Consider the following 22,836-nt stretch of genomic DNA (forward strand, 5'->3'; position numbering starts at 1 on the left):
GCGCGGTATGTAGGTGGCGCGGCTTGCCGTGTCACACGAATTCGCTTGAGCCAAACGATCAGCGGAAATGATCGCTGGATCGGCTGAGTTAGAGCAATTCCAGGAAAAGTGTGAAACGGTTTTCCGTCCGGGATTGCGCCAAAACAAAGAGTTAGAGCGGTTTGCCGTTTCCGTGAAACGGTGAACTGCTCTATGCGCTTATTCCTTCGGGATATTGCCCTCAATCGCCCTGCCCCAGTCGAGCAGCGGCTTGGCGCGCAAGGTGAAATCGACGAGTTCATCGACCAGATCAGCCGTATGGATTCCGGCCGGATCGATGACATGCTGGACATAGAAATGCCGGTGGCGGATGGCGGCGACCAGATCGGGATCGCTGATTTCCTCGAAGCCGCGTGGCGTACGCTTCATACGGCCTTCGGTCTCGAGTTCAAGCCGGTTCTTCTTCAACGCCGCCACCAGGGCGCGAAACTTGTCCGGCTTCGTCGCGACGGCTTTGCGCATCGCCAGCAGCAGCGCAGGCTCCGGCTGCCACCAGGCGATGTCGGCAAAGCAGCGCTCAAGCCCGATATGCACGTAGAACACGCCCTGCTCCATCTTGGTGCCGTCGGGCGACAGGATGGCCGACAAATGCCTGTTGTAGGGCCGCTTATCCCTAGCGAAACGCACGTCGCGATTGATCCGGAACAGCGACTTCTTGCGGTCGCCGCGCAGGCCGAGACCTGCCTCCGCGAAACGCTCGGTCAGCGTGTCGACCAGATCACTGAGCGGATCGCGCAATTCCTGTTCGAACAGGTCGCGGTTTTCCAGGAACCATTCGCGGCTCTGATGGAAGTCCAGCGCCTTCAGGAACGGAATGGCTTTCGGGCCGAAACCCTTGAATGCGCCTTCCATCATGCCTTGCCGATCCGCACCAGCCAGGCATCCTCGTCGATCACCTCGATGCCGAGTTCGCTGGCGAGCTTCAGCTTGGAGCCGGCACCTGGCCCGGCCACGACAAGATCGGTCTTCGCCGAAACCGAGCCCGCGACCTTGGCGCCGAGGCGCTCCGCCATCGCCTTGGCTTCGGAGCGTGTCATCTTCTCCAGCGAGCCCGTGAACACGACCGTCTTGCCGGCGACCTCGCTGTCGGCCGAGACGTTGACGATATACGGCTTCGGCTTGACTTGGCGGAGCAACGCGTCAAGCACGTCGTCATTGCGCTCATTGCCGAAGAAGTCGCGCAAAGCATCGATCACGGTATCGCCGATGCCGTTGACCGAGGGGAAAACCGTATGTGGATTCTCCGCTGCGGCTGTCTCCTTGCCGACGCGCATCAGCTCCTCGATGGTCGAGAAGGTGCGGGCAAGCACGGCGGCCGTCGTTTCACCGATATGGCGGATGCCGAGCGCGAAGATGAAGCGGTCCAGCTCCGGCTCGCGGCGCGAATCGATGGCGGCGAACAGCTTGTCGAGGCCCTCATAGTTGCGATCCTCGACGCTGCGCACATTCTTGCGTGTCTTGCCCGATGCGGCCTCGCGCTGCCTCGCCTGCTCCTCACGGCGCTCGGCCAGCGCCCTGGTGACAGCCGGACGGCGGTCCCTGAGCGTGAAGATATCGGCGGCGGTCTTGATCAATCCCGCATTGAAGAACGTGTCTATGTTTTCCGCGCCGAGCCCTTCGATGTCCAGGGCACCGCGTGACACGAAGTGGCGCAATCCCTCCACCGCCTGCGCCGGGCAGATCAGTTCGCCGGTGCAGCGCCGGCGGGAATCTTCCTTGCCGGTCTTTTCGTTGATCTCGCGCGTCGCCGGCGAGCCGCAGATCGGGCAAGTGTGAGGGAACTCGTAAGGCACCGCATCAGCAGGCCGCTTGTCGATGACGACGCTGACGATCTGCGGAATGACATCGCCTGCCCGCTGGATCACGACCGTATCGCCGATGCGCACATCGATGCCATCTCGGATCGGCTCGCCGGTGCTGTCCAGGCCCTTGATGTAGTCCTCATTGTGCAGCGTGACGTTCTCGACCACGACGCCGCCGACAGTGACCGGCGCCAGCCGCGCAACCGGCGCCAGCGTACCGGTACGGCCGACCTGGATGTCGATCTTCTGCACGGTCGTCATCGCCTGTTCGGCCGGAAATTTATGCGCGACCGCCCAGCGCGGTTCGCCGGTGACGAAGCCCCATCGGCGTTGCAATTCCAGCTGGTCGACCTTGTAGACGACACCGTCGATATCGTAGCCGAGCGCCGAGCGCTGCTCCTCGATCCGATGATAATGCGCGATCAACTCCTCGGCCGATTTCGCCCGCACCATCAGCGGACTGATCTTGAACCCCCACTCGGCGAATTTCTGTACCGAATCATATTGGGTCGGAGCGGGATCCGCCGAGGTGTAGCCCCAGGCATAGGCGAAGAATTTGAGGTTGCGGCTGGCGGTGACGGACGGATCCTTCTGGCGCAGCGACCCGGCCGCCGTATTGCGCGGATTGACATAGTCCTGGCCGCCGGCCGCTGCCGAGCGTTGCTTCAGCGCCTCGAATTCCGCATAGGTCATATAAACCTCGCCGCGGATCTCGATGGTTTCGGGCCAGCCCGAGCCTTTCAACTTCGCAGGGATGTCGGCGATAGTCTTCAAATTGGCGGTGATGTCCTCGCCGACGGCGCCGTTGCCACGCGTCGCGCCCTGCACGAACACACCGTTTTCGTAACGCAGCGAAGCCGACAGCCCGTCGATCTTCGGTTCGGCGGTGAAGGCGATATCGAGCTCCTTGTCGCGATCGAAGAATCGCCGCCCGCGTTCGATGAAATCCGTGACGTCATCGTCGGTATAGGCCTTGGCAAGGCTGAGCATCGGCACGGCGTGGCGCACCTTGGTAAAGCCTTCCGCGGGTGCTGCACCAACCCTCAGCGACGGCGAGTCCTCGCGAACCAGCGCAGGAAAGCGCTCCTCGATGGCAAGGTTGCGCCGTGCCAGCGCATCATATTCCGCATCGGTGATAACTGGCGCGTCTTCGGTATGGTAGCGCCGATCGTGCTCGGCGATCTCTTCCGCGAGGCGCTTCAGCTCAGCTTCGGCCTCGCTTTCGGTCAGGGCATCGACTGGTTTTTCGGACATGGTTTTGCACCTGGCTACAGTTGGCCCGGGACAATAGATCAGGATTCGGATGGAAGGGAGCTGAATTCTGACAAAACCACGCCGAAACAGCAGGATGGAGCCATATGCTGACTCTGTTCGTGCGTCGAATTCACCAGTTAGAGGCACCCCCGATCGGGAAGCAGCGCCATCAGGAAACGGCGGTATTCTCGCGCAGCAATCGCTCGGCGGCGGCGCGCGCCTCGTCGGTGATGGTGGCGCCGGCCAGCATGCGCGCGATCTCTTCCTGCCGCGCCGGCCGATCCATTTCGGCAATGCCTGTGGCGACACGGTCGGTGGTGCCGGATTTGGAGATCAGGAAATGCGTCGCCGCGCGCGCCGCCACCTGTGGCGCATGCGTCACCGACAGCACCTGGACCCGCTTCGACAGCCGCGCCAGCCGCTGGCCGATAGCGTCGGCGACAGCGCCGCCCACACCGGTGTCGATTTCGTCGAACACCAGCGTCGGCGCCGAGCCGCGATCAGCCAGCGCCACCTTCAGCGCCAGAAGGAAGCGCGAAAGCTCCCCGCCGGAGGCCACTTTCATCATCGGCCCGGGCCGCGTGCCTGGATTGGTCCGCACCCAGAATTCGATCTGATCGATCCCCTCTTCCATGCGGCTTTCGACCTCGCTCTTCATTTCCACGATAAAGGCGGCGCGTTCGAGCTTCAGAGCCGGCAATTCCGCCATCACCGCCTTGGTCAGGCCGACCGCCGCCGCATGGCGAAGCGAGGACAGCTGCGCGGCGGCAATGTCATAGGTCTCGCGCGCGGCGGTGGCCTGCTTTTCCAACCCGTGCAGGCGCTCCTCGCCGGCATCGAGATCGGCGAGATCGGCCGACATCGTGTCGCGCAGCTGCGCCAAATCGTCGACGGCGATGCTGTGCTTGCGCGAGGCCGCGCGCAGCGAAAACAGCCGCTCCTCCGCTTTCTCCAGCCGCTGCGGATCATATTCGGTGGCGCGCAATGCTGCCTCGACGCCCGATTGCGCCGCGTCGAGCGACAGCATCGCCTCATCGAGCGATTTGACGACATCGTCGAGCAGGCCGGGCGCCTCCGTCACCTTGCGCTGCAGCCGCCGCAGCAGGCTGGCCAGTTGCGGCAAGGGCGAGGACGGGCCGGACAGCACATCCTGCGCATCATGGATTTCGGAAGCGATCTTCTCCGCTCGCATCATCGACGCCCGCAGTTCGGCGAGATCAGTCTCCTCACCCGGCTGCGGATCGAGCTTCGTCAGTTCCGCCACCGCCGCGCGCAAATAATCAGCCTCGCGCGCCGCCGCCGCCACCTTGGCGCGGTGTCGCGACAGCTCCTGCTCGCAGGCGCGCCAGTGCCGCCATGCCTCGCCGGTCGAGCGGACGGCGCCGAGATGGCCACCGAAAGCGTCGAGCACCTCGCGGTGCGCTCCGGGATCGACCAGCGCGCGCTCGTCATGCTGGCCGTGGATCTCGACCAGCGCGCGCCCGACATCGCGCATCAGGGTGACGCTTGAAGGCTGATCGTTGACGAAGACGCGGGTGCGGCCGTCCGCCGTCTGCAGGCGGCGCAGGATGATGTCGCCGTCATCCTCGATCGCATTGTCGGCAAGCAGCGTACGCGCCGGATGGTTACGCGGCACGTCGAAGACGGCGATGACCTGCCCCTGCGCCGCGCCATGGCGCACCAGCGAAGCATCGCCGCGCGCTCCGAGCGCCAGCGACAAGGCATCGAGCAGGATGGATTTTCCGGCACCGGTTTCGCCGGTCAGCACCGAAAGACCCGGCTGGAAGTCGATATCCAGCTTCTCGATCAGGACGATATCGCGGATCGACAGTCTGGAAAGCATCAGAACCCAAATCTAGAACGGCACGCGACGGTTTGGAGTCGCAGCGCCGCACTATCTTTTTGTTTGAGCACCGGATCAATCCGAAAAAGCGCACGCTTCGATCCGAGTGCTCCAGGCAGGTTCCGCAAAAGTGTCGTGCGGTTTTGCGGCTAAACCCGCGACAAGCAACAAAACCAGGCAGACGGCGCGTTGGTGAAGCCTGCAACGTCTGCTTGGGATCAGGCGCCGGTGATCATCTTTCCGGCCTTGGATATCCACGACCCGGCATTTTCGCGCGGTGCAAGCCCATTGCTCTGCAAGAGCTTGTATGAATCCTTGTACCATGAACTGTCAGGGTAATTGGTGCCGAGCACGGCGGCGGCGGTCTGCGCCTCCGAGGTCAGACCCATCGCGTAATAGCTTTCGGTCAGGCGGGCGAGCGCCTCCTCGACATGGCGGGTGTTAGAATAGTTCTCGACCACGGTGCGGAAGCGCTTGACGGCGGCGATGTATTCACGCCGCTCGAGATAGTAGCGGCCGATCTGCATTTCCTTGCCGGCCAGCTGATCGTTGGCGAAGCGGATCTTTTCCTTGGCGTCGTCGACATATTCCGATGTCGGCCAGCGCGTGACCAGATCCTGCATCGTCTGGACGGTCTGACGCGCTTCCTTCTGGTCCTGCGTCACGTCCTTGATCTGACGGTAGTAGCTCAAGCCGATGATGTACTGCGCATAGGCGGCGTCATCGGTCGACGGGTAAAGCGTGAGATAGCGCTTGGCCGAGCCGATCGCCTCATCGTAATTGCCCTGGCGATAGTCGGCGAAAGCGCCCATCACCATCGATTTGCGGGCCCATTCTGAATAGGGATGCTGGCGGTCGACGGCGTCGAACTTCTTGCTCGCCTCCTGCAGGCGCCCGGCATTGAGATTGGCAAGGCCCTGATTGTAGAGAACATCGGCCGGCTCGGTCTGGTCGACATAGGTCGACAGGTCGATATCTTTCTCCGACGACATGCAGGCCGACAGAAAGAGCGATGGAACAACTACTGAAAGCGCCAGGAAAACAGCCCTCTGCGGTGCTTTCAATTGACCAACTCGCTTGAAGAACATGATTGGATCTCGCCCTTTCGGCGCTATTTCAATGCCAGTTGCATGCCATTGTTTCAAAACTGGTCCCCACTTTTGAACGACATGCATTAATCGACGGCAGCAGCCATAAACCATAACCGCCTTGCCCGACAACGCTATCTCCGGCCAATCGCACATTTTTGTGGCGGCCGGACGCAGCTTGGACGTCAATGCAATTTCACTGGCGAGTGGTGCATTCCTGCCACACGCGATACCGCCCATGGAACCCGAAAAACCCCGGGAAATCAGATCATCCAGGGCGCGTAGAGTGGCGCATTGACGGCGTTCATCTCGGCGCTGCGGCCACGCTCGCGGCGTGTCGTCTCGACGATTTCGAATGCCGTGCGGTCCGAGAGCAGACGGCGCAGGGCCGCGGCATTCATCCTGTGACCGCCGCGATAGGAGCGGAAGCAGCCGATGAAGCGGGCACCGGCCAGCGCCAGGTCGCCCATGGCGTCCAGCGTTTTATGGCGCACGAATTCGTTGGGATAGCGCAGGCCGCCCATATTGATGACGCGGTTGTCGTCGCCGATGACCAGCGAGTTCTCCAGCGAGGAGCCGAGCGCATAGCCTGCAGCCCACAGCCGCTCGACATCCTTCATGAAGCCGAAGGTGCGGGCGCGCGCGATGTCGCGACGGAAAATATCGGCATTGAGGTCGGAGGCGAACAGCTGACGACCGATCGCCGGACTTTCGAAGTCGATCTCGATCTCGAAACGGGTCCCGTCATAGGGGCGAAACTCCGCCCACGAGGCGCCGTTCTCGATGCGGACGGGCTTGATGACCCTGATATAGCGCCGCTTGACCGAGAGCGTCTCGATACCCGCCTGGTCGATGGCTTCGACGAACGCCATGGCGCTGCCATCGAAGATAGGAACCTCGGAACCATCGATCTCGACAGCGACATTATCGATGCCGAGCCCAAACAGCGCCGCCATGATGTGCTCGACCGTGGCGATATGCTCGCCGGCGGGATCACCAAGCATGGTGCACAGGTCGGTAGCGCCGACTTCCGAAACCAGGGCACGAAACTCGCGGCCCTGCTCCGCACCGTTGAAAAGCTGGAAAACGATGCCGGTGTCGGCATCCGCGGGCACGAAGCTGATGGACACTTCCTTGCCGCTGTGGACGCCGGTGCCGGTAAGCGACGCGCGCGTCTTCAATGTCGTCTGATAGTCGTGCAAGACAATCCCCATAAGCCCGTAATGCCTAGGTCCGCTTCTCCAGCCCGAGGGCGCGGCTCTTGTGTGAATCGGCTGGCAGGGCGACTTCCCCCGAAATCCCGGCAAACCGATGATGGTAGGCAGCGAAGATAATGTCCCGTCAGGGAGACTCCAAATCACGGTTTCTTACTCTGTGTAACCGCGAAATGGAATGAGTACGAATTGGTAAGTCGTTGAAATCCCATCATTTAAAACGTTAACAGGCAAGCGATTCCTCGCTTGCCTGTTAACAAATGTTACAGTCCGTTTACCAATCAGTTGGCCTGGCGGCGCAGGAACGCCGGAATCTCCAGCTGATCTTCTTCCTGAGTCGTCCTCACCTGCGGCGTCAGGCGGCCCTGATCATCGAGCTGGCCACGGCGCGGCGCATACAGCTGCGCATCCTGACTGGCGAGACGGCGTACTTCGGGCGCTGCCTGGCGCAGCTTGGGCTCGCGCGGCTGCGCCGGCTGCAGCCTTGCGGGTTCCTCCTCGCGGCGGGTCAGGCCATTGGTCAGGCGCTTCAGCAGGCCCATCGGTCCGCTGTTGTTCTCGTGATCGACCGGGCGGCTCTTGGCATCCACCTCGGCCTTGACGACCGGCGGAAAGTCCTCGACGCGCGGCATACGCTGCGGCGCCATCGCAACCGGCTGCGGGGCTTCGCGCAGCATCTCGCGCGGCTGCGGGGCCGGCTGCATCTGCTGGACCACCGGCTGCGGCATCGGCTGGGCGGGCGGTGCCTGGAAGATCTTGCTCTGCGGGCGGAAATCTTCAGCGTGGGCGACCGGGGCTGGGCGCGCCTGCGCCATGGCCGCGGCATTAGCTTCGGCCAGATGGATGGCTTCCGCGACCGGGTCGACAGCGCGTGGCTCGTATGCCGCCTGCTGGACAGGCGCCGGACGAACCTCCGCGATCTGAGCCGCCGGGCGGTTGGCCGGCTTCGGAGGCGCCGTGCGGATCGAGATCGGCGCGGCGGCGATTTCAGCCGCCGACTTGTCGATGCCGGTGGCAACTACCGAGACGCGAATGACGCCTTCGAGTTCCTCGTCGAAGGTGGCGCCCAGGATGATGTTGGCGTCCTGGTCGACTTCCTCGCGGATACGGGTCGCGGCTTCGTCGACTTCGAACAGCGTCAGGTCGCGGCCGCCGGTGATCGAGATCAGCAGGCCCTTGGCCCCCTTCATCGAGGTCTCGTCGAGCAGCGGGTTGGCGATCGCCGCTTCGGCGGCGGCCATCGCGCGGCCCTCGCCGGAAGCCTCGCCGGTGCCCATCATCGCTTTGCCCATCTCGCGCATGACGGAACGGACGTCGGCGAAGTCGAGATTGATCAGGCCTTCCTTGACCATCAGGTCGGTGATGCAGGCGACACCGGAATAGAGCACCTGGTCGGCCATGGCGAAGGCATCGGCGAAGGTGGTCTTGTCATTGGCCAGCCGGAACAGGTTCTGGTTGGGGATGACGATCAGCGTATCGACGCATTTCTGCAATTCCTCGATGCCGAAATCCGCGGTCTTCATGCGGCGCTGGCCTTCGAAGTGGAACGGCTTGGTGACGACGCCGACGGTGAGGATGCCCTTTTCGCGCGCCGCGCGGGCAACGACGGGAGCAGCACCGGTGCCGGTGCCGCCGCCCATGCCGGCGGTGACGAAGCACATATGGGTGTTGGTCAGGTGATCGAGGATTTCATCGATGCACTCTTCCGCCGCCGCACGGCCGACTTCCGGCTGCGAGCCGGCGCCAAGGCCTTCGGTGACATGCGCGCCGAGCTGGATCAGGCGGCCCGCCTTCGACATGGTCAGCGCCTGCGCGTCGGTGTTGGCCACCACGAACTCGACACCGCGCAAACCGGCGGTGATCATGTTGTTGACGGCATTGCCGCCGCCGCCGCCGACACCGAACACGGTGATGCGCGGCTTAAGCTCGGTGATGTCCGGCTTCTGCAGATTGATGGTCATTGTCTCCGTCCTTTGCCTTTCACGCCGCTTCGCCGCCGCGGCCGCCTATGGGGCTGTCCCCGTCAATTTTAGAAACTGTCTCTCAACCACTGACTCATGCGATGCAGTTTTCCGCCCGTTCCGGTCATTTTGAGACCGGAAATTCCTTTCGCAGGATGGCTCTCGAAGCTCGCCATCTGCGGATAGATCAGAAGCCCCACCGCGGCCGAGAAGGCCGGCCCCTTCGCCGCTTCCGGCAGGCCGGCCACGCCGAGCGGGCGGCCGATGCGCACATTGCGTCCCAGGATGCGGCGCGCCGCCTCCGGCAGGCCGGCAAGCTGGCTGGCGCCGCCGGTGAGCACCACACGCTTGCCCACCGCATTGCCGTAGCCGGACCTGTTGAGCCGGTCGCGCAGCAGTTCGAGCGTCTCGTCGATACGGGCACGCACGATGCGCGTCATCACCGAGCGCGGGATCTGCAAGGGCACGTCGCCATCGTCGCCGATCGGCTGGATCGAGACCAGGTCGCGGTCGTCTGCGCTGCCCGGCAGCGCCGAGCCATGCATCACCTTCAGCCGTTCCGCGGCATCGAGCGAGGTCGACAGCCCCTTGGCCATGTCCAGCGTGACGTGGTTGCCGCCGATGGCGATGGCGTCGCCATGGACGAACTTGCCTTCCGAAAACACCGAAATCGTTGTCGTGCCGCCGCCCATGTCGATGCAGGCCGCACCCATTTCCAGCTCGTCGTCGACCAGGGCCGCCAAACCGCTGGCATAGGGCGTCGCCACCATGCGCTCGACCGACAGATGCGAACGGTTGATGGAAAGCTCCAGATTGCGCATCGGCGCGGCGTCGCCGGTCAGCACATGCATGTCGACGCCGAGTGCGTCACCGACCATGCCGCGCGGATCGCGCACGCCGCGTTCGGCATCCAGCGAGAAGCCGACGGGAAGCGAATGGATCACCTCGCGCTCGGCCTTCAGCGCCTGCTTGGCGCCAGCACCGAGAACGCGCTTGATGTCGGCCTCGTCGGCCTCATGGCCGCCAAGATTGATGGTGGCGGAGAAGGCTTCGCTCTTGAGCCGGCCGGCCGTCATGTTGACGATGAGCGAATCGACCGTCAGCCCGGCCATGCGCTCGGCCGCGTCGACGGAAAGGCGGATGGCGTGCTCGGCGCGGTCGAGATCGACGATGACACCCGACTTCACGCCTTGCGACTTCTGGTGACCGATGCCGATCACCTGGATCCGGTGCGAGCGGCCGCGCAGCAGCTTGCCGTCATCGCACGGCTTCAGCTTGGCCACCATGCAGCAGATCTTGCTCGAACCGACATCCAGCACCGTCAGGGTGCCGGACCGGCGCGACGCGGCATCGCCAGGACCGCCAAGCCAGTTCATATCTTCGTCTCCGGCTTGCGCTTCAGGCTCTTGGGTTTCTCGTTGAGGGCGGCTTCGCGCTGCGTCGCCGCTTCCGCCGTCAACTGCACGACCAGCCGGTCCGTCAGGCGCATGTCGACGGCGGCGATGTCACGCGACAGCAAGCCGCTGTCATGATCCATCTTCACGAGTTCGGCGAGCGCCTGATCCTCGTCGTCCTCGGGAAGCTTGACGGTGATGCCATTGTCCAGCTTCAGGTCCCAGCGCCGCTCGCCGACGCGGATATAACCTTTGATCCGGCTCGCGAGCTCGGGATATTTTTCGACCTTGGCCAGGAAATCGGGCGCGCTCGCCGGCGCGCCGGTGCCGATCAGCAGCGGCAGAAGCACCTGCTTGCCGCCCGAGAACGGCGCGATCATGGCACCATTCCTCTCGATGACCGAAAGCTCGTCGCCCTGCTGCCAGAGCGCGAAAGCCTCGCGCTCCTCGACACGTACTTCCAGCGTATGCGGGTAGACCTTGCGCACCGCCGCAACCTCGATCCACGGCAGGCCGGAGATCCGTTCGCGCGCTGCCTCGGCATTAAAGCCGATCAGCGACGTCCAGCCATCAAGTTCAAGCCTGTCGAGTATATCGATTTCCGAGGTCTGGCGATTGCCGACCACCTTGACCTGATCGACGGCAAAGCCGGTACGGGCGGTGATGCTCTGCACGATACCGTCGACGTGACCACCGAGATAGGCGCCATAGGCACTGCTCGAGAAAATCAGCACGGCCGACATCATGGCCGCGGAAAAGCGCGGCGCCTGGAATTCCCCAACGCCCAGGCGCGCCAGAATGCGCACCGGGCGGCGAAGCATGCGCGGCAGTACGAAATGGTCCAACGACAATGACAGGCCGAACAGCGCCGGCCCGGCCGCGCCCCTCTCCCTACCTTGTCCCCATTTCAACGCAGACACGAAGCGTCCTCCACCATCCAACTCAACAAATCGCCAAACGAGTGCCCGGCATGGGCGGCGATTTCAGGCACCAAAGACGTCGGCGTCATACCCGGCTGGGTGTTGACCTCGAGCCAGACAATCTCGCCGTTTTCGGAATGACGATCGTCATAACGGAAGTCCGAACGGGAAACGCCTCGACAGCCGATCGCTTGGTGAGCCTTGAGCGCCAGTGTTTGTATTTTTTGGTAAATATTCGGTGAAACTTTTGCGGGGCATTCGTGCTTTGATCCCCCGGCGACATATTTTGAATCATAGTCGTAGAAGGAATGGCCGGTCGGGATGATCTCGCAGACCCCCAGCGCCACATCGCCCATCACCGCGCAGGTCAGCTCCCTGCCGTGGATGTAGCGCTCGACCATGACGGTATCGCCATATTTCCACTCCGACGAGCCAAGAACCTGCGGCGGATGCGACTGGCCCTCATGCACGATGACGACACCGAAGCTCGAACCCTCATTGACCGGCTTGACCACATAGGGCGGCTTCATCGGATGCTTGTTCTGGATGGCAAAGCGGCTGGCGACCTTCGATTCGGCGACCACGATGCCGACCGACTTGGCAACCCGCTTGGCCTGCTCCTTGTTCATGGCCAGAGCCGAGGCGAGCACGCCAGAATGGGTGTAGGGAATGCCGAGATATTCAAGGATGCCCTGAATGGTGCCGTCCTCGCCAAAAGGGCCGTGCAGCGCATTGAAGGCGACATCCGGCTTGAGCTCGGCAAGCACGGAGCCGACATCGCGCCCGACATCGACACGGGTGACCTGGTAGCCTTCCTTCTCGAGCTCATCGGCACAAGCCCTTCCCGACGAAAGAGACACGGGCCGCTCGGACGAAAAACCACCCAGCAGGACGGCCACATGCTTGTTTTTCATTCCCCGGCATCCCCTCTCTCACGGCGGACCAAAACCAGATTTTCCGCAACATTGAGTCAGAGTCTCCCGGCAGGTTGCCACCCAGACGGAAAACGCTGAAAACGCGTCGAACGACTCAAATCAGGAAACGCTTTCGAGCAGAGAATCAGAGAGTTGATTCACTGGCAAGTGCTTACGATTCCGAGAGATTCACTTTCTGAGAAAATGGATGCGAAAAGCGTGTCGTTGAGTCTTTGCGGCAACGGTCGCGGACCGTTTCGGCCTCGTTGAAGTTCATGCATCATATGAACTTCAACGCGCGCCAAAGTGCACCTTAAAGGAGCTGCCCGAGAAACTCCTGCACGGCATGCCCCGGCCGGAAATTGCCGATTCGCTTGATTTCCCATTGCAACCGGATACCGGAATTCTCCAGCACCCGCGTGCGCACCGTCTCGCCGAGATATTCAAGGTCGTAGCCGGTCGCGGTTCCCGTGTTGATCATGAAGTTGCAATGCATCGGCGACATCTGGGCCCCGCCGATCATCAGGCCGCGGCAGCCCGCTCTGTCGATCTCCTTCCAGGCCGACGTGCCTTCCGGATTCTTGAAGGTCGAGCCACCGGTCTTCTCGCGGATCGGCTGCACGGTCTCGCGATGGTTCTGCACGGCCTCCATCGCCGCCTTGATCGCCGTTTTCTCCTCGGCAAAGCCTTCGAACACGGCCGAGGTGAAGATCAGCCCGGAGGGCGCCGCTGAATGGCGATAGGCGTATCCCATATCGGCATTGCTCAGCGTCTGCACATTGCCCTTGCGGTCGAGCGCCCGCACTTCGACGACGCGCTCGCGCGTCTCGACACCATTGGCGCCGGCATTCATCCGCAGCGCACCGCCGATTGCACCCGGAATGCCGTGGTAGAAATGAAAGCCGCCAATGCCGGCCTCGAGCGCCACCGCTGCGACACGCTTGTCGGGGGTCGCAGCTCCCGCCTTGATCCTGATCGGCGAAATCACCTCGGCCTCGCCGAAGCCCTTGGCCGAAAGGCGGATGACAAAGCCCTCGATGCCGCCGTCGCGGACCAAAAGGTTCGAGCCGACGCCAACGACGGTAAGAGGTATTTCTTCAGGAACGGCTTTGAGGAACACCGCAAGATCCTCCTCATCAGCCGGCTGGAACAACGCTTCAGCCAGGCCCCCGGCACGGAACCAGGTGATCTTGTCCATCTCGGCGTTCGGCGTGAGGCGGCCGCGCAGGCCGGCAAGCCGGTCGCCAAGTCTGTCGATCAGGGCCTGGCCGTGCATCATGAGACGGTCCCGCCAAGCTCCTTGGGCAACGCATAGGCCCATTGGGTGATGTTGCCGGCGCCCAGGAAGACGACGAAGTCACCCGGCTTGGCCAGATCACGGATGACGGGCGCGATCGCCGCCGGACCCTCGATGTAGCGCGCGTCGCGATGGCCGCCGGCGCGGATGCGCGACACCAGCGCGTCCGAGCTGACGCCGTCGATCGGCTCTTCGCCGGCCGCGTAGACCGGCGCCACCATCACTGTGTCGGCGTCGTTGAAGCAAGTGGAAAACTCGTTGAACAGATCATGCAGCCGGGTGAAGCGATGCGGCTGGGCAATGGCGATGACGCGACCCTGGGTGGCGCTGCGCGCCGCCTTCAGCACCGCCGAGATCTCGACCGGATGGTGGCCGTAATCATCGAATATTTCGACGCCGTCCCACGAACCGGTATGGGTGAAGCGGCGCTTGACGCCGGCGAAGGACGACAGGCCCTTCTTGATCGCCTCGGCCGACAGGCCGAGCTCATGCGCGACCGCGATCGCTGCCGTCGCGTTGGAGACGTTGTGGCGGCCGGGCATCGGCAGGCGCAGGCCTGCTATGACAGTCTGGCCGCCTGTCTTGCGGTCGCGGATCACCACGTCGAATTCCGAAATGGCACCTGCCATGCGGTGATTGGTAAAGCGCACGTCGGCCTGCGCATTCTCGCCATAGGTGATGACCCGGCGGTCCTCGATGCGGCTGACCAGCGCCTGCACCTCGGGATGGTCGGTGCACATCACGCCAAAACCGTAGAACGGCACGTTCTCGACAAACTGGCGGAACGCCTCCCGCACCTTGTCGAAGCTGCCATAGTGATCGAGATGCTCGGGATCGATGTTGGTGACGACCGCGATCTCGGCCGGCAGTTTCAGGAAAGTGCCGTCGCTTTCGTCGGCCTCGACCACCATCCATTCGCCGTCGCCCATGCGCGCATTGGTGCCGTAGGCATTGATGATGCCGCCATTGATGACGGTCGGATCGAGCCCACCGGCATCGAGCAAGGTCGCCACCATCGAGGTCGTGGTCGTCTTGCCATGCGTGCCGCCGATCGCCACCGCCTGGCGAAAGCGCATCAGCTCGGCCAGCATTTCGGCCCGGCGCACGATCGGCAGCAGCTTTTCGCGCGCGGCCTTGAGCTCAGGGTTGGATTTCTTGATCGCCGTCGAGACGACGACAACCTCGGCATCGCCGAGATTCTCGGCCCTATGGCCGACGAAGCATTCGATGCCCTTGTCGCGCAGCCGCTGCACATTGGCGCTTTCGGCCTGATCGGACCCTTGCACCTTGTAGCCGAGATTGTGCAGCACTTCGGCAATGCCGCTCATGCCGATGCCGCCAATGCCGATGAAATGCACAAGGCCGATGGTCTGCGGCATCTTCATGCTTGCGTCCCCTTCCTGAAATCCGAAATGGTTTTTTTGGACGCAATAGCCTCTGTAAGATCAGCGAGCAACCGTGCCGCGTTCGGCCGGCCGGCCGATTTCGCGCCCGCCGCCATCGCCACAAGCCGATCGGGGTCGTCCATCAGCTCGCCAATGAGCGCTGCGATGCGTTCGGGCGAGAGCGAGGATTGCGGATGCACTTCGCCGCCGCCGGCAGCGGCAAGGGCCGCCGCGTTCGCCGCCTGGTCGTGGTCGAGCGCGTAGGGGTAAGGCACCAGGAGCGCCGGCCGGCCGATGACGGCGATCTCCGAAACGGTCGAGGCGCCGGAGCGCGAGATCACCAGGTGCGCAGCCGCCATGCGCTGCGCCATGTCGGTGAAGAAGGGTGAGACCTCGGCAGCAACGCCCAGTGCCGCATAGGCCGCCTTGACCCGCGCCACATCATCGGCGCGAGCTTGTTGGGTAATGACCAGCCGCTTGCGCTGAGCATCGGAAAGCAGCGCGATCGCCCCCGGCACGGCATCGGAAAAGAACTGAGCGCCCTGGCTGCCGCCGAACACCAGCAGGCGAAACGGCTGTTCCCCGGTCGATGCCGCATAATTCGTCCTGGCCGCTTCCAGCACGGCCGGCCTGACCGGATTGCCTGTCGTCACTGTCTTCACACCGGCAGCACTGGTGTCCTGCGGCAGGAAGCCGCCGGCGATGGCATCGACACGGCCGGCCAGCGCCCGGTTGGCGCGCCCCATCACCGCGTTCTGCTCATGGATCAGCGTCGGCACCTTGCGCCGTGTCGCCGCGTAGAGCGGCGGCAAGGTCGGATAGCCACCGAAGCCGACGACGGCATCAGGCTTGATCCTGCCGATGACGGCGGAGGCCTGGCGCACGCCGCGCCAAATTTTCCAGAAGGCACCAAGCAGGGCAAAAGGGTTTTTCGAGCCCATCGTCGCCGACTGGATCGGGTGGACGGCGGCGGCCGGAAAATGGCCGGCAAAACGCTCGGCACGGTCGTCGGTCGCCAGATGCACCGACCAGCCGCGCTCGTTCAATTCATGCGCCAGCGCCTCGGCCGGGAAAAGATGCCCACCGGTGCCGCCTGCCGCGAGAAGGATGACGCCTCTGGCCATATCACTCCGCCGGCACGGCGCGTTGCGACAGGCCAAAGCCCATCTGCTTGCGCTTTTCCGGCCGCTTGCGTGTCAGCGCCAGCACCATGCCCATCGAGATGGCGATGGCGATCTGCGAGGAGCCGCCATAGGAGATGAACGGCAGCGTCATGCCCTTGGCCGGCACGAGCTGGAGGTTGACGCACATGTTGATGACCGCCTGCAGGCCGAACACGGTGACGAGACCGCCGACCGCATAGCGGGTGAAATCGTCATGCTCCTTCAGCGCCGTGTTGAGGCCGCGCAGAACGATGAAGGCGAAGATCGACATGATGAAGAAGCACATGATCAGCCCGAACTCTTCGCCCGCGACCGAGAAGACGAAGTCGGCATGGCTGTCGGGAATGACCCGCTTGACGGTGCCCTCGCCCGGTCCGACACCGAACCAGCCGCCATTGATCAGCGCTTCGCGCCCCATGTCGACCTGGAACGTGTCGCCCTCGCCGGTGAGGAACTTGTCGATGCGCAAGGCAACGTGCGGGAACACCGTATAGGCGGCAAAAACGCCGCCGACGCCGGCCGCGCCGAGCGCGACGATCCACAGCCAGGGCAGCCCGGCCATGAAGAACATGATGCCCCAGGTGCCGGTCGTCAGCATGGTCTGGCCGAGGTCCGGTTGCGCCACCAGCAGCGATACGACCAGCACCAGCAGCAGCATGGCGAACAGATTGCCCGGGATGTCAGGCTGGCGCTTGTGCTCGGCGAACAGCCAGGCGCACATGATGACGAAGGCGGGCTTCAGGAATTCCGAGGGCTGGATCGACAGGCCGGCAAGCGACACCCAGCGGCGCGCGCCCTTCACCTCGACGCCGATATAGAGCACCGCCACCATCAGCACCAGCATCAGGCACAGAATGACCAGCGCCATGCGCCGGATCTGCCTGGAATCGAGGAAGGAAACGGCCAGCATTACGCCGAGCGCCGGCACGGTGAAGATGATCTGCCTGGTGGCAAAGTGGAAACTGTCGAGGCCGATGCGTTCGGCCACCGCCGGGCTGGCGGCGAAGGACAAGACGATGCCAAGCCCCATCAGCGACAGGAAAGCCGCCAGGAACCAGCGATCGATCGTCCACCACCAGGTCGCAACCGGACTTTTGTCGAGACGGCTCTGCATTATCGTGCCCCTCCGATGGGTTTCACACCCTCGATAGCATTCGCAGCTTGCCTGAAGGCTTCGCCGCGGACTTCGAAATTCTTGAACTGGTCGAAACTGGCGCAGGCCGGCGACAGCAGCACCACCGCCTCGCCGCTGTCGTCCTTAGCCGCATCATGCGCGGCGTGCTCGACCGCCGCGGCCAGCGTGCCTGAGATCTCGTAGGGAACTGCCTCGCCCAGCGTCGCCGAAAAAGCCGGCGCCGCCTCGCCGATCAGATAGGCCTTGGCAATGCGCGGGAAGAAGCCGCGCAAGGGCTCGATGCCGCCTTCCTTGGGCAGGCCGCCTGCGATCCAGTAGATGCGCGGGAAGCTGGACAGCGCCGGCGCCGCAGCATCGGCATTGGTCGCCTTGGAATCGTTGATGAACAGCACATGATCCTTGCGGCCGACCTGCTCCATGCGGTGCGCGAGGCCGGGAAAGCTTTCCAGCCCCGACTGGATCTCGCCAAGCTCCAGCCCGACCTTGAGGCAAGCGGCGACCGCTGCCAGAGCGTTCTGGGCATTGTGCTGGCCGCGCAGCGAGCCGATGCCTTCGAGGAAGGCGACACGGCTGTAACGGCCGTGCACCGCTTCCATCAAATTGCTGCCGTCGGCGAAATAGCCATCGGTCAGCGGCAGGCGCTTGGAAATGCGGATGACGTGCCGCCCCGCCCGCTCCAGCCGCTCGGCGATCTGCGCGCACCAAGAATCGTCGATGCCGACGATCGCCGTCTCGCTGCCGGCCACCAGCCGCTCCTTGATCGCGGCGTAGTGCTGCATGGTGCCGTGGCGGTCGAGATGATCGGGCGTCAGGTTAAGCAGGATGCCTGCCGTCGGATTGATCGAGGGCGCGAGGTCGATCTGGTAAGACGAGCATTCGACGACATAGTGCCGATCGGGCTCGGGCGGATCGAGCGTCATCACCGCGCGGCCGATATTGCCGCCCATCTGGGTGTCGCGTCCCGCGGCCTTCAGGATGTGCGCGGTCAGCGCGGTCGTCGTCGACTTGCCGTTGGTGCCGGTGATGGCGATGAAAGGCGATGTCGGCGCGCTCAGCATCCGCTCGCGGCAGAAAAGCTCGACGTCGCCGATGATCTCGACGCCTGAACCGCGCGCGAGTTCCACCGTCCAATGCGGCTTGGGATGCGTCAGCGGGACGCCCGGCGACAGCACGAAAGCCGAGAATTTCGCCCAGTCGGCGCCGCGCAGATCAGCGGTCGCGATACCGGCAACGGCGGCCTTGGCAACGCTTTCGGGATTGTCGTCCCAGGCCAGCACGTCCGCGCCGCCTTCGATCAGCGCGCGCGCCGTCGCGATCCCCGAGCCACCGAGCCCGAAGAGCGAAACGCGCTTGCCTGAAAAGGATGCGGCGGGGATCAAAGGGCTTCCTATCTCAGCTTGAGGGTCGACAGGCCGACCAGCGCCAGGATGACGGCGATGATCCAGAAGCGGATCACCACCTGGCTTTCGGTCCAGCCGAGCTTTTCGAAATGATGGTGGATCGGCGCCATCAGGAACACCCGCTTGCCGGTCATCTTGAAGTAGCCGACCTGGATGATGACCGACAGGATTTCCACGACGAACAATCCGCCGACGATGACCAGAACGATCTCGTGCTTGGTGGCGACCGCAACGGTGCCGATCAGGCCGCCCATGGCCAGCGAGCCGGTGTCGCCCATGAAGATCGCCGCAGGCGGCGCATTGAACCAGAGGAAGCCCAGACCAGCGCCGATGACCGCGCCGAGCACGACCGCCAGTTCACCGGTGCCGGGCACGAAATGAATCTGCAGATATTCAGCGAACACCGCATTGCCCGAGAGATACGCGATGACGCCGAAGGAGGCAGCCGCGATCATGATCGGCACGATCGCCAGTCCGTCCAGGCCGTCGGTGAGGTTCACAGCATTGCCGGCGCCGACGATGACGAAGCAGGAGAACGGAATGAAGAACCAGCCGAGATTGACGATGAATTCCTTGGCGAAGGGAAATGTCAGCGACGAAGAGAACGGCGCCTGGCCGTTGTGCATGATCACCCAGGCGGCGATGCCGGCAATGACAAATTCAAGCGCAAGGCGTGCCTTGCCGGAAAAGCCGAGATGCGACTGCTTGGTTACCTTGAGATAGTCGTCGTAGAAGCCAATCGAGCCGAAGCCCAGCGTCACCAGCAGCACCACCCAGACATAGATGCTCGACAGGTTCGCCCACAAAAGCGACGAGCCGATGATGCCCGACAGGATCATCAGGCCGCCCATGGTCGGCGTGCCGGCCTTCTTGAAATGTGTCTGCGGCCCATCGGCGCGGATCGGCTGCCCCTTGCCTTGCCGCAGCCGCAGCGAATTGATGATGGTCGGTCCGAAGATGAAGACGATCAGCGCCGACGTGATCAGCGCCCCGCCGGTGCGGAAGGTGATGTAGCGGAAGACATTGAAGACCGAGACCTTGTCCGCAAAATCGACGAGCAGTGTAAACATGCGTTTTCGTCCCCCGACCTAGGTCTGTTTTCTGGCTGTCGATTCAGCCGGGAATTTGCCCAGCAGCGCATCGACCAATTTTGCAAAACCGATGCCCTTCGACGATTTGATCATCACCACGTCACCCGGCTTAAGCGCGGCAAGCAGCACCGGCTTCAGCTCCTCGACACCAGCGCGGTATTCCGTCTTGATCTCAGCCGGCAGCGCTTCGGCCAGCGCCCGCATTTCCGGGCCGCCGAGGAAGACGGTCTGTGTCCCGGTGCCGACGATGAGTTCGGCAAGGGCTGCATGCAGCTTGGCCGAATGGTCGCCGAGTTCGAGCATGTCGCCGAGCACGGCAATGCGGCGGCCCTCGCCCGTCACAGGCGTCGCGTTGAGCAATGCCATGGCAGCAGCCATCGACGCCGGATTGGCGTTGTAGCTTTCGTCGATCAGCGTGATCGGTCCACCTGGGTGGCTCGAAGTCGAGCCACCGGGATGGCGCAGCACATGGCGCTTGCCGCGCCCGCGCTCGGCGGAGAGATCGGCCAGTGCGAGTGCCGCCTGGTCGAGATCGGCGCCGACCAGATGCACCGCACCCAGCACCGCCAGCACGTTCTGCACCATATGGCGGCCGGGCGCGCCGATCCGCGCCGACACTTCGTGGCCGCCGATCCTGGCGATGATGTCGGAATGATCCGCATGCAGTTCGCATTTGGTGAGCTTGAAGGTGGAGCGCGCATTCTCGCCGAAGCCGTATACGTGCTCGACACCGGCGGCACGGGCCATCTTGTCGAGCAGCTTGAAGCGCGTATCGTCGCGGTTGAGGACGGCGGCCCCCTCGGGCTCCAGCCCCTCGAAAATCTCGGCCTTGGCCTTGGCGATCTCGTCCAGATTCCGGAAGAAACCTAGGTGGGCGGCCGCGATCATGGTGACGATGGCGACATGCGGCCTCACCATCTTGACCAGCGGACGGATCTCGTCGGGATGGTTCATGCCGATCTCGAACACGGCATAGTCGCAATCATCGGGCATGCGTGCCAAAGTCAGCGGCACGCCCCAGTGATTGTTGAAGGACTGCGCCGAGGCATGCACCTTGCCGGCGGCTTGCAGCACATGGCGCAGGGCTTCCTTGGTGGTGGTCTTGCCGGCCGAACCGGTCACAGCGATGATTTTCGCGCTCGAGCGGGCGCGCGACGCAACTCCAAGCTTTTCCAGTGCGACCAGCACGTCCTCGACGACGATGATCGGCGCCGTCAGCCGGCCGAGCGACGGCAGCTTGCCTTCGGCCACCACCAGCACGCCGGCGCCAGCCTTGATGGCGGCGGTTGCGAAGTCATGGCCGTCCATCGCCTCGCCCTTGATAGCGAAGAAGGCATCGCCCGGCTGCAGGCTGCGGCTGTCGATCGAAATGCCTGAAATGCCGTCCGGCATCGGCCCGAGCGGCCGCCCGTCCATGGCGGCAACCAGCGCCTCGGAGGTCCACAGCAAGCTCATGCGGCACGCTCCGTGAGTGCCGCGCGAACCTCCTCGTGATCGGAAAAATGCAAGGTCTCGGAGCCGATCGTCTGGCCCTCCTCGTGCCCCTTGCCGGCCACGATCAGCGTGTCGCCGGCATGCAGCATGGCGACCGCCTCATGAATCGCCTGGCGCCGGTCGCCGATCTCGATGGCACCGGGAGCGGCGGACAAAATAGCGGCGCGGATCGTTTCCGGCACTTCGGAGCGCGGATTGTCGTCGGTGACGATGACGACATCTGCAAGTCGCGTCGCAATCTCGCCCATGATCGGTCGCTTGCCGCGGTCGCGGTCGCCGCCGCAGCCGAACACGACGATGACGCGGCCGGTGGTGAACGGCCGGACCGAGGCCAGAACGTTTTCCAGCGCGTCCGGCTTGTGGGCATAATCGACATAGACCGGCGCGCCGCTGGCGGTGGTGCCGACGAGGTCGAGCCGGCCCGGCGCGCCCTTCAGTTTCTCCAACGCCATCAAGGCCTTGGCGACAGGTGTTCCCGTGGAGATGGCAAGACCCGCCGAAACCAGCGCGTTCGAAATCTGGAAATCACCGGCCAACGGCAGGTCGATCTCGTAGAGCACGCCATCGGCCTCGACTTCGGCGCGTTGGCGGTGGCGCTCGTGCTCGACCCGCTTCAGCCTGAGGAAATCGCCATGGCGGCCGACCGTCAGCACATTGAGCCCGGCAGCCTGTGCGGCCTCGATCGTCGGCGCCGACCATGGATCGTCGGCGAAGATCACGGCCGGTGCGCCCTTCGGCAGCAGCGTGTCGAACAGACGCAGTTTGGCGCGGTGATAGTCCTCGATGGTCGGATGATAGTCCATATGGTCGCGGCCGAGATTGGTGAAGCCGCCGGCGGCCAGCTTCACGCCGTCGAGGCGGCGCTGGTCGAGCCCATGGCTGGAGGCTTCCATCGAAGCGTGGGTGACGCCGGCATCCGCCAATTCCCGCAGCAATTGGTGCAGGGCGACCGGATCGGGTGTCGTCAGCGAGCCATAGTCGTTGCGTCCAGGCGCCACCACGCCGGTGGTGCCGATCGAAGCGGCGGCATAACCGGCCTGCTCCCAGATCTGCCTGGTGAAGGCGGCGACCGAGGTCTTGCCGCTGGTGCCGGTCACCGCGACCATGATCTCAGGCTGCTTGCCGGAATAGCGTGCCGCACTCAGCGCCAGCGCCAGGCGCGGATCGTCGACCGCCAGCACCGGAAACGACAGCCCGGCAATGGTGCTGCCCTTGCCCGCCACGATCGCGGCAGCACCGCGCGAGGCGGCGTCGGCGGCATAAACGGCGCCGTCGGCCTTGGTTCCGGCGAGCGCAAAAAAGACAACGCCCGGTTTTACCTGGCGGGAATCCGAAGAAATCCCTGTAACCTCCAGATCGACGGAAGCTATTCCCTCGACGGGCAGGATACCGGCTAGATCTCTGAGCTTCATCGAGTCCCGTTCACCGCAACAAAATAGCGC

Annotated in this window: 17 protein-coding genes; all 17 read right to left on the reverse strand. The window is 63.6% G+C overall.

Going from position 1 to position 22,836, the window contains the following annotated elements; all coding sequences use genetic code 11:
• Positions 1 to 198 precede the first annotated feature (198 nt).
• The 17 genes from NKI69_RS21240 to NKI69_RS21320 all read right to left on the reverse strand — a co-directional run bounded on the left by NKI69_RS21240 (position 199) and on the right by NKI69_RS21320 (position 22,806).
• Complete coding sequence (locus tag NKI69_RS21240) at positions 199 to 891, reverse strand: DUF2461 domain-containing protein (RefSeq protein WP_352722525.1); 693 nt, start codon at positions 889 to 891, stop codon at positions 199 to 201.
• Positions 891 to 3,095 (reverse strand): NAD-dependent DNA ligase LigA, encoded by a 2,205-nt coding sequence (gene ligA / locus NKI69_RS21245; protein ID WP_352722486.1) that lies wholly within the window; start codon positions 3,093 to 3,095, stop codon positions 891 to 893. Before ligA ends, NKI69_RS21240 begins: the two co-directional genes overlap by 1 nt.
• Before the next feature lie 169 nt (positions 3,096 to 3,264).
• A complete protein-coding gene (gene recN, locus NKI69_RS21250; RefSeq protein ID WP_352722487.1) occupies positions 3,265 to 4,938 on the reverse strand; it encodes a DNA repair protein RecN in 1,674 nt (557 codons plus the stop codon).
• Positions 4,939 to 5,156: 218 nt separating this feature from the next.
• Entirely contained in the window at positions 5,157 to 6,026 is an 870-nt protein-coding gene (locus tag NKI69_RS21255) for an outer membrane protein assembly factor BamD (protein WP_023813133.1), read from the reverse strand.
• Positions 6,027 to 6,289: 263 nt separating this feature from the next.
• On the reverse strand, positions 6,290 to 7,240 hold the full coding sequence (gene lpxC / locus NKI69_RS21260) for a UDP-3-O-acyl-N-acetylglucosamine deacetylase (RefSeq protein WP_023813134.1): 951 nt from the start codon (positions 7,238 to 7,240) through the stop codon (positions 6,290 to 6,292).
• 281 nt (positions 7,241 to 7,521) lie between these two features.
• Entirely contained in the window at positions 7,522 to 9,201 is a 1,680-nt protein-coding gene (gene ftsZ / locus NKI69_RS21265; protein ID WP_023813135.1) for a cell division protein FtsZ, read from the reverse strand.
• A gap of 68 nt (positions 9,202 to 9,269) precedes the next feature.
• Positions 9,270 to 10,577 carry a cell division protein FtsA gene (ftsA, locus tag NKI69_RS21270; RefSeq protein ID WP_352722488.1) on the reverse strand — a complete coding sequence of 436 codons (1,308 nt, stop codon included), beginning with the start codon at positions 10,575 to 10,577 and terminating at the stop codon, positions 9,270 to 9,272.
• The gene (locus NKI69_RS21275) at positions 10,574 to 11,515 is read right to left on the reverse strand and encodes a cell division protein FtsQ/DivIB (RefSeq protein WP_023813137.1); all 942 of its coding nucleotides are present in this window, start codon (positions 11,513 to 11,515) and stop codon (positions 10,574 to 10,576) included. The genes ftsA and NKI69_RS21275 overlap by 4 nt, the downstream gene beginning before the upstream one ends.
• Positions 11,503 to 12,429, reverse strand: a complete 927-nt coding sequence (locus tag NKI69_RS21280) for a D-alanine--D-alanine ligase (RefSeq protein WP_023813138.1) — start codon at positions 12,427 to 12,429, stop codon at positions 11,503 to 11,505. Before NKI69_RS21280 ends, NKI69_RS21275 begins: the two co-directional genes overlap by 13 nt.
• Positions 12,430 to 12,742: 313 nt before the next feature.
• Positions 12,743 to 13,708 (reverse strand): UDP-N-acetylmuramate dehydrogenase, encoded by a 966-nt coding sequence (gene murB, locus NKI69_RS21285; protein WP_031213597.1) that lies wholly within the window; start codon positions 13,706 to 13,708, stop codon positions 12,743 to 12,745.
• Positions 13,705 to 15,111, reverse strand: coding sequence for a UDP-N-acetylmuramate--L-alanine ligase (gene murC / locus NKI69_RS21290; RefSeq protein ID WP_023813140.1), 1,407 nt, complete (start codon positions 15,109 to 15,111; stop codon positions 13,705 to 13,707). The genes murB and murC overlap by 4 nt, the downstream gene beginning before the upstream one ends.
• Positions 15,108 to 16,235 (reverse strand): undecaprenyldiphospho-muramoylpentapeptide beta-N-acetylglucosaminyltransferase, encoded by a 1,128-nt coding sequence (gene murG, locus NKI69_RS21295; protein WP_023813141.1) that lies wholly within the window; start codon positions 16,233 to 16,235, stop codon positions 15,108 to 15,110. The genes murC and murG overlap by 4 nt, the downstream gene beginning before the upstream one ends.
• Before the next feature lies 1 nt (position 16,236).
• Positions 16,237 to 17,388: a putative lipid II flippase FtsW gene (gene ftsW / locus NKI69_RS21300; RefSeq protein ID WP_023813142.1), complete on the reverse strand. Its 1,152-nt coding sequence runs from the start codon at positions 17,386 to 17,388 to the stop codon at positions 16,237 to 16,239.
• Positions 17,388 to 18,788 carry a UDP-N-acetylmuramoyl-L-alanine--D-glutamate ligase gene (gene murD, locus NKI69_RS21305; protein WP_023813143.1) on the reverse strand — a complete coding sequence of 467 codons (1,401 nt, stop codon included), beginning with the start codon at positions 18,786 to 18,788 and terminating at the stop codon, positions 17,388 to 17,390. Before murD ends, ftsW begins: the two co-directional genes overlap by 1 nt.
• Before the next feature lie 8 nt (positions 18,789 to 18,796).
• Positions 18,797 to 19,879, reverse strand: a complete 1,083-nt coding sequence (mraY, locus tag NKI69_RS21310) for a phospho-N-acetylmuramoyl-pentapeptide-transferase (protein WP_013530954.1) — start codon at positions 19,877 to 19,879, stop codon at positions 18,797 to 18,799.
• 18 nt (positions 19,880 to 19,897) lie between these two features.
• Positions 19,898 to 21,355: a UDP-N-acetylmuramoylalanyl-D-glutamyl-2,6-diaminopimelate--D-alanyl-D-alanine ligase gene (locus NKI69_RS21315; RefSeq protein WP_023813144.1), complete on the reverse strand. Its 1,458-nt coding sequence runs from the start codon at positions 21,353 to 21,355 to the stop codon at positions 19,898 to 19,900.
• Complete coding sequence (locus NKI69_RS21320) at positions 21,352 to 22,806, reverse strand: UDP-N-acetylmuramoyl-L-alanyl-D-glutamate--2,6-diaminopimelate ligase (protein WP_352722489.1); 1,455 nt, start codon at positions 22,804 to 22,806, stop codon at positions 21,352 to 21,354. Before NKI69_RS21320 ends, NKI69_RS21315 begins: the two co-directional genes overlap by 4 nt.
• Positions 22,807 to 22,836: the final 30 nt, after the last annotated feature.

Origin of the sequence: Mesorhizobium sp. M0491 (assembly GCF_040321265.1) — a bacterium.
Lineage (GTDB): Bacteria > Pseudomonadota > Alphaproteobacteria > Rhizobiales > Rhizobiaceae > Mesorhizobium.